This is a genomic window from Streptomyces flavotricini, from assembly GCF_020639365.1.
GTDB lineage: Bacteria > Actinomycetota > Actinomycetes > Streptomycetales > Streptomycetaceae > Streptomyces > Streptomyces flavotricini.
This window is the reverse complement of sequence record NZ_JAINUL010000001.1, coordinates 3,863,244-3,877,574: the sequence shown is the minus strand read 5'-3', so window position 1 is coordinate 3,877,574 and position 14,331 is coordinate 3,863,244. Positions and strand designations below refer to the sequence as shown.

The 14,331-nt window shown below is 71.3% G+C and carries 14 protein-coding genes; 6 read left to right on the top strand and 8 right to left on the bottom strand.

The window, feature by feature from the left end; genetic code table 11:
* Positions 1 to 71: 71 nt before the first annotated feature.
* Both K7B10_RS17320 and K7B10_RS17315 read left to right on the top strand, forming a co-directional pair.
* Entirely contained in the window at positions 72 to 1,019 is a 948-nt protein-coding gene (locus tag K7B10_RS17320) for a polysaccharide deacetylase family protein (RefSeq protein WP_267501416.1), read from the top strand.
* Between the two features lie 14 nt (positions 1,020 to 1,033).
* Positions 1,034 to 1,885 carry a polysaccharide deacetylase family protein gene (locus tag K7B10_RS17315; RefSeq protein ID WP_308284594.1) on the top strand — a complete coding sequence of 284 codons (852 nt, stop codon included), beginning with the start codon at positions 1,034 to 1,036 and terminating at the stop codon, positions 1,883 to 1,885.
* Positions 1,886 to 1,993: 108 nt separating this feature from the next.
* Here K7B10_RS17315 and K7B10_RS17310 read toward each other — a convergent pair whose 3' ends face one another.
* The 4 genes from K7B10_RS17310 to K7B10_RS17295 form a co-directional block, all read right to left on the bottom strand.
* Positions 1,994 to 3,427, bottom strand: a complete 1,434-nt coding sequence (locus K7B10_RS17310) for an FtsW/RodA/SpoVE family cell cycle protein (RefSeq protein ID WP_229336951.1) — start codon at positions 3,425 to 3,427, stop codon at positions 1,994 to 1,996.
* Complete coding sequence (locus tag K7B10_RS17305) at positions 3,415 to 4,659, bottom strand: LCP family protein (RefSeq protein ID WP_229336950.1); 1,245 nt, start codon at positions 4,657 to 4,659, stop codon at positions 3,415 to 3,417. The genes K7B10_RS17310 and K7B10_RS17305 overlap by 13 nt, the downstream gene beginning before the upstream one ends.
* Positions 4,660 to 4,746: 87 nt before the next feature.
* Positions 4,747 to 6,192 (bottom strand): sensor histidine kinase, encoded by a 1,446-nt coding sequence (locus K7B10_RS17300; RefSeq protein ID WP_229336949.1) that lies wholly within the window; start codon positions 6,190 to 6,192, stop codon positions 4,747 to 4,749.
* Between the two features lie 64 nt (positions 6,193 to 6,256).
* Positions 6,257 to 6,940 (bottom strand): response regulator transcription factor, encoded by a 684-nt coding sequence (locus tag K7B10_RS17295; RefSeq protein ID WP_229336948.1) that lies wholly within the window; start codon positions 6,938 to 6,940, stop codon positions 6,257 to 6,259.
* Positions 6,941 to 7,208: 268 nt separating this feature from the next.
* On the opposite strand from K7B10_RS17295, the gene groES reads away from it, so the two are divergent.
* Both groES and groL read left to right on the top strand, forming a co-directional pair.
* Positions 7,209 to 7,517 (top strand): co-chaperone GroES, encoded by a 309-nt coding sequence (groES, locus tag K7B10_RS17290; protein WP_030154760.1) that lies wholly within the window; start codon positions 7,209 to 7,211, stop codon positions 7,515 to 7,517.
* 109 nt (positions 7,518 to 7,626) lie between these two features.
* On the top strand, positions 7,627 to 9,258 hold the full coding sequence (gene groL / locus K7B10_RS17285) for a chaperonin GroEL (protein ID WP_030864329.1): 1,632 nt from the start codon (positions 7,627 to 7,629) through the stop codon (positions 9,256 to 9,258).
* A 69-nt stretch (positions 9,259 to 9,327) separates the two neighbouring features.
* Here groL and K7B10_RS17280 read toward each other — a convergent pair whose 3' ends face one another.
* From K7B10_RS17280 to K7B10_RS17270, 3 genes are all read right to left on the bottom strand, one after another.
* On the bottom strand, positions 9,328 to 10,017 hold the full coding sequence (locus tag K7B10_RS17280; protein WP_229336946.1) for an ester cyclase: 690 nt from the start codon (positions 10,015 to 10,017) through the stop codon (positions 9,328 to 9,330).
* Between the two features lie 94 nt (positions 10,018 to 10,111).
* Positions 10,112 to 10,885: an SDR family NAD(P)-dependent oxidoreductase gene (locus K7B10_RS17275; protein ID WP_229336944.1), complete on the bottom strand. Its 774-nt coding sequence runs from the start codon at positions 10,883 to 10,885 to the stop codon at positions 10,112 to 10,114.
* A 160-nt stretch (positions 10,886 to 11,045) separates the two neighbouring features.
* The gene (locus K7B10_RS17270) at positions 11,046 to 11,741 is read right to left on the bottom strand and encodes an MOSC domain-containing protein (RefSeq protein ID WP_229336942.1); all 696 of its coding nucleotides are present in this window, start codon (positions 11,739 to 11,741) and stop codon (positions 11,046 to 11,048) included.
* Between the two features lie 80 nt (positions 11,742 to 11,821).
* On the opposite strand from K7B10_RS17270, the gene K7B10_RS17265 reads away from it, so the two are divergent.
* Complete coding sequence (locus K7B10_RS17265; protein ID WP_229336940.1) at positions 11,822 to 12,739, top strand: LysR family transcriptional regulator; 918 nt, start codon at positions 11,822 to 11,824, stop codon at positions 12,737 to 12,739.
* Between the two features lie 124 nt (positions 12,740 to 12,863).
* On the opposite strand, the gene K7B10_RS17260 is transcribed toward K7B10_RS17265, so the two are convergent.
* Positions 12,864 to 13,190 carry a WhiB family transcriptional regulator gene (locus tag K7B10_RS17260; protein ID WP_030864318.1) on the bottom strand — a complete coding sequence of 109 codons (327 nt, stop codon included), beginning with the start codon at positions 13,188 to 13,190 and terminating at the stop codon, positions 12,864 to 12,866.
* Positions 13,191 to 13,569: 379 nt separating this feature from the next.
* On the opposite strand from K7B10_RS17260, the gene K7B10_RS17255 reads away from it, so the two are divergent.
* Positions 13,570 to 14,181 carry a response regulator transcription factor gene (locus K7B10_RS17255; RefSeq protein WP_003948568.1) on the top strand — a complete coding sequence of 204 codons (612 nt, stop codon included), beginning with the start codon at positions 13,570 to 13,572 and terminating at the stop codon, positions 14,179 to 14,181.
* The last annotated feature ends 150 nt before the right edge of the window (positions 14,182 to 14,331 follow it).

Here is a 14,331-nt window from a genome sequence, read left to right as displayed (position 1 = left end):
GGAGGAACGTGGCGGCGCGGTGCGCGGTGTCGTCGCGGTGGCGCGCGTGGCGGGTGCCAGGATGCGCTGCTATGCAGCTAGTCGGACAAACGGAACATAAGACGCTTCATGGTCACCGGTCCGCGGCAGGTCCGCGCGGCCGCGTCGGGGTGGCGCTGGCCGCACTGCTGGTCGCCGCCCTCGGAACGGGATGCGGCTCCGCCGCCGACTCGGCTCCCGCCCGCAAGGGCGGCAAGGCCGCGGACGCACCCGCGGGCGCCGCGGGCGCGGTCGCGAACCCGGCCGAGCAGCAGAAGGCCGCCCAGCAGGCCCGGATCGCCGCGGCGAAGAAGTGGCGACTGGCCAAGCCGCCGCTGGCCGCACCGGCGGCCCCGAAGACGAAGCCGGAGATCACCACCCGAGAGGGCTTCGAGGTGGAGGGCCAGGACGAGCTCCCGCCCGTCTTCACCACCGTCCCCACGGAGGACAAGGTCGTCTTCCTGACGATCGACGACGGCGCGGAGAAGGACCCCGAGTTCCTGAAGATGATGCAGGAGCTGAAGATCCCGTACACGGCGTTCCTCAGCGACTACCTCGTCCGCGACAACTACCCGTACTTCAAGCAGATGCAGGCCGCCGGCGTCTCGCTGAACAACCACACGCTCAACCACCGCTACATGCCGGCGCTCTCGTACGAGGAGCAGCGCGAGGAGATCTGCGGGCAGCAGGACACGATCCAGAAGCAGTTCGGCAAGCGCCCGACCCTGTTCCGGCCGCCGTACGGCAACTACAACCAGGACACGCTGCGCGCGGCGAAGTCCTGCGGCATCAAGGCGGTCCCGCTGTGGAACGCGGAGGCCTTCGTGAACCGCATGGACTGGCGGGAATGGGACCGCGACCTCCACCCTGGAGACATCATCCTGACTCATTTCCGAGGGCGGGAGGACTGGAAGGGCACGATGCCTGACATGATCCGTCATGTCATGAAGACCGTCACGGACAAGGGGTACGCCGTGGCTCGCCTGGAGGACTACTTGTGAGGTACGCGCGCCGGTTGGCAGTCGCAGCGATGGCGGCCGGCGCGCTCGCGCTGTCCCTGACGGGGTGCGGGGGCAGCGCGGACCCGGCCGGGAGGCTGGGCGGCAAGACGCCGGAGGCGACGCCTTCGCCCTCGGCGAGCGCGAAGCAGTCGGCGGCCGCCACCCCGTCGGGGGACGAGGCCTACAAGAAGTGGGGCCTGAAGGCCCCCCTGGAATTCGCCCCGAAGCCGGACCGGAAGCCCGCCATCGCCCCGGCGGCCCCGGGCAAGGCCCAGGTGGTGGACCGAATACCCGTCGCGCCCGCCGACAAGGTCGTCTTCCTGACCTTCGACGACGGCGCGGAGAAGGACCCCGAGTTCCTGAAGATGGCGGCCGACCTCAAGCTGCCGATCAGCATGTTCCTCACGGACAACATCGCCTCGTCGGACTACGGGCACTTCGAGAAGCTCCGCGACAACGGCTCCGGCAGCACGATCAACAACCACACCCTGACGCACCCGAACCTCCGGACCCTGCCCTTCGCGGCGCAGAAGAAGGAGATATGCGGCCAGCAGGAACACCTGGAGAAGCGCTTCGGCGCCAAGCCGGTCCGCTTCCGCCCGCCGTACGGCAACTACAACGACGACACCCTGAAGGCCGCCTCCGAATGCGGCATCTCGCAGGTGATCCTGTGGCGCGTGTCGATGCAGATCAACAACTTCCAGTACGCCGAGGGCTCCGCCCTCAAGCCGGGCGACATCATCCTGGCCCACTTCCGCGGCCCCTCCGAACTCAAGGGCTCGACGGAGATCCAGATGACCACCCGCATGCTCCAGCGCATCCAGGAGCAGGGCTACCGCATAGGCCGCCTGGAGGACTACCTCTGACCGTCAGCCGACGCGGCGCAGGGCCCACCAGCCCGCGGCCACCGGGACTGCCGGGCGCACCCGTACCTGATGCACGCGGCCGGAACGCCCGGCCCGCGGCCGGCGGGGCTATCGCGGATCCCCGCCCTGCAGCGCGTTCTCGGAGGGCTGCGTCACCACCATCGGGGTGATCGTCGTTTCGGCCGGGCCCCGGGCGTCGGCCTCGCGTTGGCGCTCCGCGCTGTCGCTGATGCGCAGGAGCAGGGCGATCATGATCCAGTTGGCCAGGAGGGACGAGCCGCCCTTCGCCAGGAACGGCAGCGCCTTGCCCGTCAGCGGGATCAGGCCCGTCACGCCGCCCGCCACCACGAAGACCTGGAGCGCCAGCGCCGCCGACAGCCCCACCGCCAGCAGCTTCCCGAACGGGTCCCGGGCGCCCAGCGCCATCCGCAGCCCCCGCTGGACCAGCAGCGCGTACAGGAGCAGCACCGCCATGACCCCGGCCAGCCCGAGCTCCTCGCCCACCGTGGTCAGGATGAAGTCGCTGCGCCCCGCGAAGCCGATCAGCTCCGGGTGTCCCATCCCCAGCCCCGTCCCGGACATGCCGCCCGTGCCGAAACTGAACAGCGCCTGCGCGGACTGGTCGGAAATGACCCCCGGCGGCCGCTCCTTCCAGTAGTACGACAGCGGCTCCAGCCACGCGGCCACGCGCCCCTTGACGTGCGGTTCCGTCGAGCCGACCACGAAGGCCCCGACCCCCGCCATGAGCAGGCCCGTCACGATCCAGCTCGTGCGCTCGGTGGCGACGTACAGCATCACCACGAACACGCCGAAGAAGATCAGTGACGTACCCAGGTCCCGCTCGAAGACCAGCACCAGCAGCGACACGATCCACACGGTGATGATCGGCCCGAGCTGGCGCATCGGCGGCAGCCGCATCCCCAGGAACTTCCGGCCCGTCAGGGCCAGCGAATCGCGGTGGATGACCAGGTAGCCCGCGAAGAAGATCGCGATCATGATCTTCACGAACTCGCCCGGCTGGAGCGAGAACCCGAACAGGATGATCCAGCGCTTCGCCCCGTACGTGTCCGCGCCGAAGAACGCCGGCGCGATCAGCAGGACCAGCGCGACCGCCATCGTGATGTAGATGAACCGCTGGAGCAGCCGGTGGTCCCGCAACAGCGCCACCACCGCCAGGCACGCGGCCACGCCGATGACCGTCCACTGCAACTGCCCCGGCGCGTTCGCCTCGCCGCCGTACCGCGCGATGTACGACTGGTCGAGCCGGTGCAGCAGCACCAGCCCCAGCCCCGACAGCAGCATGGCGAGCGGGAAGACCAGCGGATCCGCGTACGCCGCGAACCGGCGCACGCCCAGGTGCCCCACCAGCGCCAGCAGCGTCATGCTGATCGTGAAGCCGGTGAGGCTGGCGGGCAGCTCGCCGTTCATCGCCAGGCCGGCGCTCGCGTGCCCGAAGACGGTGAGGGCGACGACGAAGACCAGCAGCAGCGCCTCGGTCCGGCGGCGTGCGCCGGCCGTCGTGAGTGGTCTCAGTCCACGCACGGGATGCCGCCACCGTCGATGGCGGGGCTGCCGCTCGCGGCCGGGGCCGGGGCGGCCCCGCCCGGTCCGGGAGACGCCCCCGGTGCGTCGCTCGGGCTCACGCCCGGGCTCGGAGCGGACGTGGAGGCGGAAGCCCCCGGTCCGATCTGCTCGGCAATGAGGCGCTTTATCTTCATATCGTCTACGACGTTTATGTCCTCGCCATGGTTCCTTCCGAACCGCTCGACGGGCAGTGTCGTGAACGCCACTTTCCCGCCGGACAGGTTCTTCGCCTGCTTCACGAACGACAGCAGGTCCCAGCCCTCGTCCGTCACCACGTCCTGTTTCGCGGCGTCGATCAGCTTCATCAGCTTGACCGGATCGGTGAAGGTCCCGGCCGAGTTCAGCTTCTGCGTGGCACCCGCCAGGAAGGCCTGCTGGCGCTTGGTCCGGTCCAGATCGCCCATGTCCAGGCCGTGCCGCTGGCGCACGAAGGCCAGGGACTGCTGACCGTTGAGGGTCTGGCGGCCCGCCGGGAAGTCGGCGCCCGAGTAGGTGTCCCGCACCGGCTTCTTCAGGCACACCGGTACGCCGCCCAGCGCGTCCGCCAGGTGGTAGAAACCGGCCAGGTTGAGCTCGGCGAAGTGATCGATCGGGACGCCCAGGAAGTTCCGTACCGTCTCGATCTGCGCCTTGCGGCCGGCCTCCCGCCCCTCGCGCTCCAGCTGCCGCCGGTCCGTGACCCCCCGGGCCGAGAGCCGCTCCTCCTCCTCGGCCTTCGCCAGCCCGTACGCCTTCTTGATCTTGTCCTTGCCCTTCCCCGGCGTGCCCGGCCCGCCCGACACCTCGACGAAGTCGTCGCGCGGGACGGAGAAGGCCTTCGCCTGGCCGCCGTCACCGGGGACGTGGAGCAGGATCAGCGTGTTCGCGTTGTATCCGCCGATGTCGGAGCTGCCCGCGTGCAGTTTGTCGAGGACCTGCTCCGGCAGCTCCTCGCCGTTCTGGTCGCGGCGGCTGTCCAGGCCCATCAGCAGGATGTTGGTGTCCCCGTACTGGGACTTCTCGGCCCCCTGCAGGGCCTTGGAGCTGCCGATGCTGCCGGCGAGGTCCCGGTACGCGTACCAGGCGCCGGCGGCGGCCATGACGGCCAGCGCGCAGGCGGCGACGAGCAGGGTCCGGGCGGTGCGGCGGGGCCGGCGTTGCCGGCGGGGCCGGCGGACGGCGTGGCTGGTCTTCCTCCGGTGCGCGCTCATGCCAGTCGATGGTGGGGGAGGAACCCTGAAGGAGCCCTGAGGTTCCTGAACGCCCGTTCAGGACCCTCCGTCCAGGACCCGCGGCCCTCAGGGACGGGCCGGGGCGGCCGGCCCGCCGACCGGCACGCGCAGGACGAGGCGGACGCCGCCGCCCGCCCTCGACGGCAGCGCACGTGCCTCGCCGCCGTGCGCGCGGGCGATCTCGCGCACGATGGCGAGACCCAGGCCCGTACCGCCGCCCGCGCGCCCGCGGTCCGGGTCCAGGCGGACGAACCGCTCGAAGACCCGGTCGCGGTCCCCCGCCGGGATGCCGGGGCCGTCGTCCTCGACCTCCAGCACCGCCCAGGCGCCGCCGCCCGGCCGCGCCGGCTCGGTGGCCGCCCGTACGACGACCTGCGTACGGGCGTGCCGCAGGGCGTTGTCCACCAGGTTGGCCAGCGCCCGCTCCAGCCGCGCCGGCTCCCCGGCCGCCGGTACGGGCGCCCGCGCGTCCAGCCGGACCGGGACCCGGGGGTCCGGGCGCCGGGCCAGGTCCTCCGCGGCCAGCAGCGCCAGGTCCACCGGCTCGGTCCGCGGCGCGGGGCCGCCGTCGAGGCGGGCCAGCAGCAGCAGGTCCGCCGCGATGCGCTGGAGCCGCTCGGTGTCGGCCAGCGCGGCCGCGACCGACGCCCGGTCGGGGCGGCCCTGGGCCAGCGCCACCTCCAGCCGGGACCGGACCGCGGCCAGCGGGTTGCGCAGTTCGTGCGAGGCGTCCGCGGTGAACTGCCGCTGCCGGGCGTCCGACCGCTCCAGCCGGTCGAGCGTGTCGTTGACGGTCCGGGCCAGCTGGGCGATCTCGTCCGCCCCTCCGGGATCCGGAACGCGGCGGTCCAGCTCGCTGGAGGTGACCGCCGCGAGCCCGGTGCGGATCGCGGTGACGGGGCGCAGGGCGTGTCCCGTCACCCACCAGGCGAGGGCCGCCGCGAAGCCGATCAGCGGGGGTGCGCCGGCCAGCAGGCCGAGGGCGATGGCGCGGGTCGCGTCGTCCACGTCGCCGAGCACGGTGACGGCGTACACCTCGTGCCCGCCCGGCGCCTCGACCGCGACCACCGCGCGGCGTTCCGCGCCGGGGCGCGCGGGCGGGAGCACGGCGGAGCGGGAGTCCTCGCCGGACGCGCCGGAGGCACCCCGTGCGCCGGGTGCGGGCGGGCGCAGGCCGCCGAGGTCGGGGGAGTCCCCGAGGTCCCCGGTCGAGGCGACGGTCCGCCCCCGCGCGTCCCGTACGAGGACCAGGTCCACCCCGCTCTCCGGCGCGGGCAGCCGCCCGCCGGGGAAGGCGTGGCCGTCGAGCTGGGCGGCGACCTTGCGGGCGGCGAGCTCGGTGCGGCCGGTGGTGTTGTCGAGGAGGTTGGCCCGCAGCAGGGTGTACAGCCAGAGCCCGCCGGCGCCGAGTACGGCGGCCATGGCGAGCGCGGCGGCCAGCGCGGCGCGCCGGCGCAGCGGTCCCGGGCTCGTCCTCGGGCGTGTCGTGCGGAGCGCGCCCGCCCGGTCCACGAGGCGTCCCCTGGGCCGTGTCTTCCGGATCCGGGCCGATCCACCCTGATCTGAAAGACGCGGCCTAGCCGCCATCGGGGGCCATGCGGTAGCCGGTGCCGTGGACGGTGAGGATCGAGCGGCGGCCGAAGGGGGCGTCGATCTTCTTGCGCAGCGAGGAGACGTACACCTCGACGATGTTCGGGTCGATGGCGTGCGGGGTGTCCCAGACCTGGTCCAGGATGTCCTGCTTGGAGACGGCCCGGCCGGGCTGCTCCATGAGGCAGGCGAGGACGCCGAGCTCGCGGGCGGTGAGCTCGATGTCGTGCGTGCCGCGGCGGCAGCGGCGGCCCGCGGGTTCGAGGACGAGGTCGCCTGCCTGGAGGGTGGGGTGGGGATCGGCGGTGGCGGCCGCCCGCCGGGCCAGGGCGCGCAGCCGGGCGCCCAGGACCACGAACGAGAACGGCTTGGTCAGGTAGTCGTCGGCGCCGGAGTCGAGGCCTTCGGCCTCGTCGTACTCGCCGTCCTTGGCGGTCAGCATGAGGACGGGGGTGGGGTCGTCGTCGGCCCGCAGCCGGGCGCAGATCTCGTACCCGCTCAGGCCGGGCAGCATCAGGTCGAGCAGGACGGCGTCGTACGAGCCGGTGCGGGCGAGGGCCAGCCCGCGGTGGCCGTCGTGGGCGAGGTCGACCCAGTGCCCGTCGGCGGAGAGGCCGCGCCGCAGTGACTCGGCGAGGCCTTCTTCGTCTTCGACCACAAGTATCCGCACGCCCCAACTGTCACATACCGCCCACCGGAGCCCCCGATCCGCGGCGTTCGCGGGGGGCGCGGAGCCCCCCGATCCGGACAACCGGGCGGCGCGTGTTGGCACTCCGCTTGACCGAGTGCTAATCGCCGGAATAGTCTCGCACCTGGCACTCGCCCCTGGTGAGTGCCAACACAGCGACGGGCAGGTCCGGCACCCGCGACGACGGATCCACCTGGTCGCCACCTGAGACAGTTAGCCCCGTGAGATCTCCGAAGGGGGAGGTCGGATCGTGACGACCACCAGCTCCAAGGTTGCCATCAAGCCGCTCGAGGACCGCATCGTGGTCCAGCCGCTCGACGCCGAGCAGACCACGGCTTCTGGCCTGGTCATCCCGGACACCGCGAAGGAGAAGCCCCAGGAGGGCGTCGTCCTCGCCGTGGGCCCGGGCCGCTTCGAGGACGGCCAGCGTCTTCCGCTGGACGTCAGCGTCGGCGACATCGTGCTGTACAGCAAGTACGGCGGCACCGAAGTGAAGTACAGCGGCGAGGAGTACCTCGTCCTCTCGGCTCGCGACGTGCTCGCGATCATCGAGAAGTAATTCACCGAAGCATTGCTTTGAGCTGCGCCCCTGGTCACCCCGCTGATTGCCGGGCGGCAAGGGGCGCAGTTCGTTAAACCCGAGTTTTCGAGAGGGCTGAACCGCTCCCATGGCGAAGATCCTGAAGTTCGACGAGGACGCCCGTCGCGCCCTCGAGCGCGGCGTCAACAAGCTGGCCGACACGGTGAAGGTGACGATCGGCCCCAAGGGCCGCAACGTCGTCATCGACAAGAAGTTCGGCGCCCCCACCATCACCAACGACGGTGTCACCATCGCCCGCGAGGTCGAGCTGGACGACCCGTACGAGAACCTGGGCGCGCAGCTCGTGAAGGAGGTGGCGACCAAGACCAACGACATCGCGGGTGACGGCACCACCACCGCCACCGTGCTGGCCCAGGCGCTGGTCCGCGAGGGCCTGCGCAACGTCGCCGCCGGCGCCTCCCCGGCCGCCCTGAAGAAGGGCATCGACGCCGCGGTCAAGGCCGTGTCCGAGGAGCTCCTCGCGACCGCCCGTCCGATCGAGGACAAGTCCGACATCGCCGCCGTGGCCGCGCTCTCCGCGCAGGACCAGCAGGTCGGCGAGCTCATCGCCGAGGCGATGGACAAGGTCGGCAAGGACGGTGTCATCACCGTCGAGGAGTCCAACGCGTTCGGCCTGGAGCTCGAGTTCACCGAGGGCATGGCCTTCGACAAGGGCTACCTCTCGCCGTACATGGTCACCGACCAGGAGCGTATGGAGGCCGTCCTCGACGACCCGTACATCCTGATCAACCAGGGCAAGATCTCCTCCATCCAGGACCTCCTGCCGCTGCTCGAGAAGGTCATCCAGGCCGGCGCCTCGAAGCCGCTGCTGATCATCGCCGAGGACGTCGAGGGCGAGGCGCTCTCCACCCTCGTCGTCAACAAGATCCGCGGCACCTTCAACGCGGTCGCCGTCAAGGCCCCCGGCTTCGGCGACCGCCGCAAGGCGATGCTCCAGGACATGGCCACCCTCACCGGTGCCACCGTCATCGCCGAGGAGGTCGGCCTGAAGCTCGACCAGGCCGGTCTGGACGTACTCGGTTCCGCGCGCCGCGTGACCATCTCCAAGGACGACACGACCATCGTCGACGGTGGCGGCAGCCACGACGAGGTCGTCGGCCGCGTCAACCAGATCAAGGCCGAGATCGAGTCCACCGACTCGGACTGGGACCGCGAGAAGCTGCAGGAGCGCCTGGCGAAGCTCGCCGGCGGCGTCTGCGTCATCAAGGTCGGCGCCGCCACCGAGGTGGAGCTCAAGGAGAAGAAGCACCGTCTCGAGGACGCCATCTCGGCGACCCGCGCCGCGGTCGAGGAGGGCATCGTCTCCGGCGGTGGCTCCGCGCTCGTCCACGCCGTGAAGGTGCTCGAGGGCAACCTCGGCCTGTCGGGCGACGAGGCCACCGGTGTCGCGGTCGTGCGCCGCGCCGCCGTCGAGCCGCTGCGCTGGATCGCCGAGAACGCCGGCCTCGAGGGCTACGTCATCACCTCGAAGGTCGCCGAGCTCGACAAGGGCCAGGGCTTCAACGCCGCCACCGGCGAGTACGGCGACCTGGTCAAGGCCGGCGTCATCGACCCGGTCAAGGTCACCCGTTCCGCGCTGGAGAACGCCGCTTCCATCGCCTCCCTGCTGCTCACGACCGAGACCCTGGTCGTCGAGAAGCCGGCCGAGGACGAGGGCGACGCCGGTCACGGCCACGGCGGTCACGGCCACAGCCACTGATCGCGCCCCATATCGGGAAGGCCCCGTTCCGCATCGGCGGAACGGGGCCTTCCCGTAGGCGGGGTGCCGTCACATCGCGCCCAGTTCCCTCATCAGGCGCATGGCGTCGTAGTGCCACCAGCCTTCCTTGATCATTCCGTCCTCGCACCGGAAGACCGTCGTGCCGGTCATCGTGCAGTCCTTGCCGGTCGGGGCGATCCCCATGAACTCGCCCTTGTGCTTGCCGTTGAAGGTCCACATCGTGGTGACGTAGTCCTCCTGGGCCATCTGGGCGTCCCGCGTGAAGGTGAAGTCGAAGGCGGCGCGCCACATCTGGACGTCCTCGCGGATGCCGTCGCGGCCGATCTTGTCCTCGGGCCGGCTGATGTCGTGGTCCCGGTAGTCCGCCGCGAAGATCTCATCGATGACGGACAGGTCGCCCTTCATCGCGACCTCTTCGTACATGCGGTTCGCGAGCAGCGCGTTGAGGTGCTCGTCGCGGACGACGTCCAGGTTGGTGAACCGGGGCATCCCGTCGCAGAGGGCCATCATCTCCTGGAACATCCTGTCCGTCTCCGGGAGGTGAGAGTTCTTCATGGCCGCTTCGTACGAGGGGAATTCGACGACGTCGACGTAGCGCGTGTCGGATTCCCGGTCCTTGCCCACCACGGTGTGGGCCACGGTGCGCTTGCCCTTCGTCTCCGCCAGGTACCGGTCGATGACCTCGTTGACGGCCTCGGGCCTGCTGGTCTCATAATCGACTATTTGTACGAATGTCATGGCGTACTCCCGCGCTGGATGGGACGTATCCAGTTTAGGGAGATTTCACCCGTTCGGCCGATTCGGGGACCGGCCTACCCACAAGTCACTCGGACTACTGGGGGCCGTACTTGCGGCCCGTGCGCGAGGACACCCCGCCCAGCAGCCCGCGCGGCGTCAGCTTCACCAGGCCCATCAGCGCCTTGTACCGCGGATCCGGGATCGAGACCGTCTTCCCGCGCGCCAGGTCGTCCAGGGCCGCCGCCACCAGCTTGTCCGCGTCCAGCCACATCCAGTTGGGGATGTTGTCCGTGCCCATGCCGGCCCGCTGGTGGAACTCGGTGCGGACGAAGCCGGGGCACAGCGCCATCAGCCGCACGCCCGATCCGGACAGGTCCCGCGCCGCGCCCTGCGTGAACTGCACGACCCAGGCCTTGCTCGCCCCGTACGTCCCGCGCGGTACGAACGCCGCCACCGAGGCCACGTTGACGACCCCGCCGCGGCCGCGCGAGCGCATCGACCCGGTGGCCGCCGAGGTCAGCCGCAGCACGGCCTCGACGTGCACCTTCAGCATGGTCAGCTCGTCGGCCATGGAGACTTCGAGGTAGCGGCCCTTGTTGCCGAAGCCCGCGTTGTTGACCAGCAGGTCCACCGGGTGCGTACGGTCGCCCAGGCGCCGCTCCACCGCCGTGATGCCCTCGTCGGTGGACAGGTCGGCGGCCAGCACCTCGGCCTCGATGCCGTGCCGGTCGTGCAGCTCGGTGGCCTGCTCGCCGAGCCGCTTCGTATCGCGGGCCACCAGCACGAGGTTGTGGCCCTGGGCGGCGAGCCGGCGGGCGAATGCGGCGCCGATGCCCGCCGTGGATCCCGTAATCAACGCAGTCGTCATAAGCGCAACCTAGCCGCCCCCGGCGACAGCTCAAGGGGAGCCCGCCGGGCGGTACACCTTCGTGATCGTCGGCGCCGCGAACCGTCGCTTCCCGCTGCGGAACCGCTACTTCCGGCTACGAAAGCCCCTGCTCCCGGCCGTGTACGCCGCTACTTCCCTCCTACTGCCCGTACTTCTCCAGATGGGCGAGGGCCATCTCGTGCCACTGGGGAGCCATCGCCGGGCCGGCCGCCCGCGTGCGCGCGAGGAGCGAGCGGTCGGTGGTGAAGGCCCGGAACCAGAGCTCCACCGTCACGTCGTGGTCCGGGCGGTGGAGGATCTCGACGCCGTCGCCGGGGGAGACCGGCCCCTCCCGGACCACGCGCAGGTACGCACCCGGCCGCGCGGCCCGCGTGTACCGCTTGACCCAGCCCTTCTCGCCGAGCGCGCCCTGGAAGGTGCGGCACGGGATGCGGGCCGACGCCACTTCGAGGACGAGCCCGCCCGTACCGACCCGCCAGTGCTCGCCGAGCAGCGCGCCCGTCAGGTCCATGCCGGAGGTGGTGAGGTTCTCGCCGAAGAGCCCGGCGGGCAGTTCGCGGTCCAGCTCGCCCTCCCACCAGTCCAGGTCCTCGCGCGCGTAGGCGTAGACGGCCTGGTCGTCCCCGCCGTGGTGGCGCAGGTCGCAGACGGCGTCGCCGTTGAGGCCGCTCGCGCCGACGCCCTTGGGCCCGGGCGGGAACACGTGGACCGGACCGGGGACGGGCCGCTTGCCGATGCCGGTCACCCCGCCTTCCGCGTCGGTGTGGTCGACGGCCGTCGCGCGGCCGAGGTTCACGGAGGCGACGTGCGGGGAAGTCGCGGGGAGCAGAGCCATGGTGGACACGGTAAGCCAGCACCCTCAAAGAGGCACGAGAATATTGGTGCCGGGCTCAAAGTCGGGCTTATGCTCGAAGGATGATCGAGGCACGTCATCTCCGGGTGCTGCGCGCCGTCGCCGGCACCGGGTCCTTCTCCGCCGCCGCCCGCGAGCTCGGCTGCACCCAGCCCGCCGTCTCCCAGCAGATGAAGGCGCTGGAGCAGTCGGCCGGCACCCCGCTGCTCGTCCGGGCCGGCCGCGAGATGCGGCTGACCCAGGCCGGTACGGCCCTGGTCCGGCACGCCGCCGGGATCCTCGCCGGGCTGACCGCCGCCGAGGAGGAGGTCGCGGCCATCGCCGGGCTGCGCGCGGGCCGGGTCCGGCTGGTGTCCTTCCCCAGCGGCAGCTCCACGCTGGTGCCGACCGCGCTGGCCGCGATGCGCGCCGAGCACCCCGGCACCCGGATCTCGCTGGTCGAGGCGGAGCCGCCGCGGTCGGTGGAGATGCTGCGCGAGGGGGACTGCGATCTGGCGCTGGCCTTCCGGTACGGCTCGGCCTCCCCCTCGGCCGGCGGCTCGGCCGCCGAGGGCGAGTGGGAGGACCTCGTGGTGCGGCCGCTGCTCACGGACCGGCTCGTCGGGCTGGTCCCCGAGGGGCACCGGCTGGCGGGGGCCGAGCGGGTGGGCATGGCGGAACTGGCCGACGAGCCCTGGATCGCCGGCTGCCCGCGCTGCCGCCGCCATCTGGTGGAGGTGTGCGAGGAGGTGGGCTTCACCCCGCGCATCGACTTCGCCACCGACGACTACCCGGCCGTGGTCGGCCTGGTCGGCGCCGGGCTGGGCGTCGCCGTACTGCCCGAGCTGGCGGTGGAGTCCGTACGGGCCAAGGGCGTGAGCACGGTGGCCGTGGAGCCGGCGGTGGAGCGGGAGGTCGTCGCGCTGACCCTGCCCGACCTGGCGCGCGTACCGGCCGTGGCGGCGACCCTGGCCGAACTGGAGCGGGCCGCCACGCGTTGACCGCACGGCGCGTGACGTCGGCTCGACGTACGGCGGTACGGCCAATCGCGTGACGTTCCGGGCCGGTTGCGGTCCGCGTGCAGGCTGGGGAAACGTTCCTTCGGGCGTTTCGGCGAGCCGTGGGTCAGTGCGGGGGAAGGGGTCCGATCGTGCTCGATGCGGGGATCAGGCGGTGGCGCGCGCGTCCCATCAGTTCTTCGCGCTCGTCCTCGGTGAGGCCGCCCCACACCCCGTAGGGCTCGCGGACGGCCAGTGCGTGCGCGGCGCATTCCGAGCGCACCGGGCATCTCATGCAGACCTCTTTAGCCGAGGCCTCGCGCGCACTCCTCGCCGCGCCCCGCTCGCCTTCCGGGTGGAAGAAGAGGGAGCTGTCGACCCCCCGGCAGGCGGCCAGCAGCTGCCAGTCCCAGAGGTCGGCGTTCGGTCCGGGGAGGCGGGAGAAATCTGCCATGGGTAGTCCTCTTGGTGCCGGTACTGAGACGGATACGGTCCAAGTCTCCACACCTACTGTCGTAGTAGATGTAAATATGACTCATTGGGAATCTAGCCTCAGACACGTGCCAAACGGAAGAAAAGCCGCCAAATAGGGCATAGCTCCAGATGGAGGACACGCCGAGAGTGGCACCCGCGTCGTGATCGCTTCCTCACGTAGAGTGCCGAAGGTGTCCGTCCGACCCGTAACTCTTTCGAGTGACCATCGTTGAGAGTGCGAAGGCGGTTGAACCAAGAAGTTCTCGGACAGGTGTCCGGGGGCATCGACCGCACAGGTGACGATACGTACCAGCCTGGAGGCTCAAGGTGACGCGCATCAGCAGCTGCGGAGGGCGGTCATGACTTCCGTCCTCGTCTGCGACGACTCCCCGCTTGCCCGAGAGGCGCTCCGTCGCGCGGTTGCCACCGTGCCCGGCGTCGAGCGTGTGACGACGGCTGCCAACGGCGAGGAAGTCCTCCGCCGCTGGGGTGCCGACCGCTCCGACCTGATTCTGATGGATGTACGGATGCCGGGGCTGGGCGGTGTGGAGACGGTGCGCCGACTGCTCTCGGCCGATCCGGGCGCCCGCATCATCATGCTGACGGTCGCCGAGGACCTGGACGGGGTGGCCCTCGCGGTCGCCGCCGGCGCCCGGGGCTATCTGCACAAGGACGCCTCGCGCGCCGAACTGCGGGCCACGGTCACCCAGGCGCTCGCCGACCCGACCTGGCGACTGGCGCCACGCCGGCTCCGCTCGGCCGAGATGGGCGCCGCGCCCACGCTCACCGCGCGCGAGATCCAGGTGCTGGAGGGCATGAGCCACGGCCGGTCCAACGCGGAGATCGGGCGCGAGCTCTTCCTCTCCGAGGACACGGTCAAGACGCACGCCCGCAGGCTGTTCAAGAAGCTGGGCGCCTCGGACCGGGCGCACGCCGTGGCGCTCGGGTTCCGCTGGGGCCTGGTCCGCTGACCGCGAGACCGCAGGCCGGATGCTGAGAGCGGTCCCGTCCGCCACGGCGGACGGGGCGGCAGGCCGCGCGACCGGCCGTCTCCGGCCGCCCCGGCCGCCCCCGAGCACGCCCGTCGGGTGCCCCTCGCGTCGTCGTCCGTTCCCGTCCCT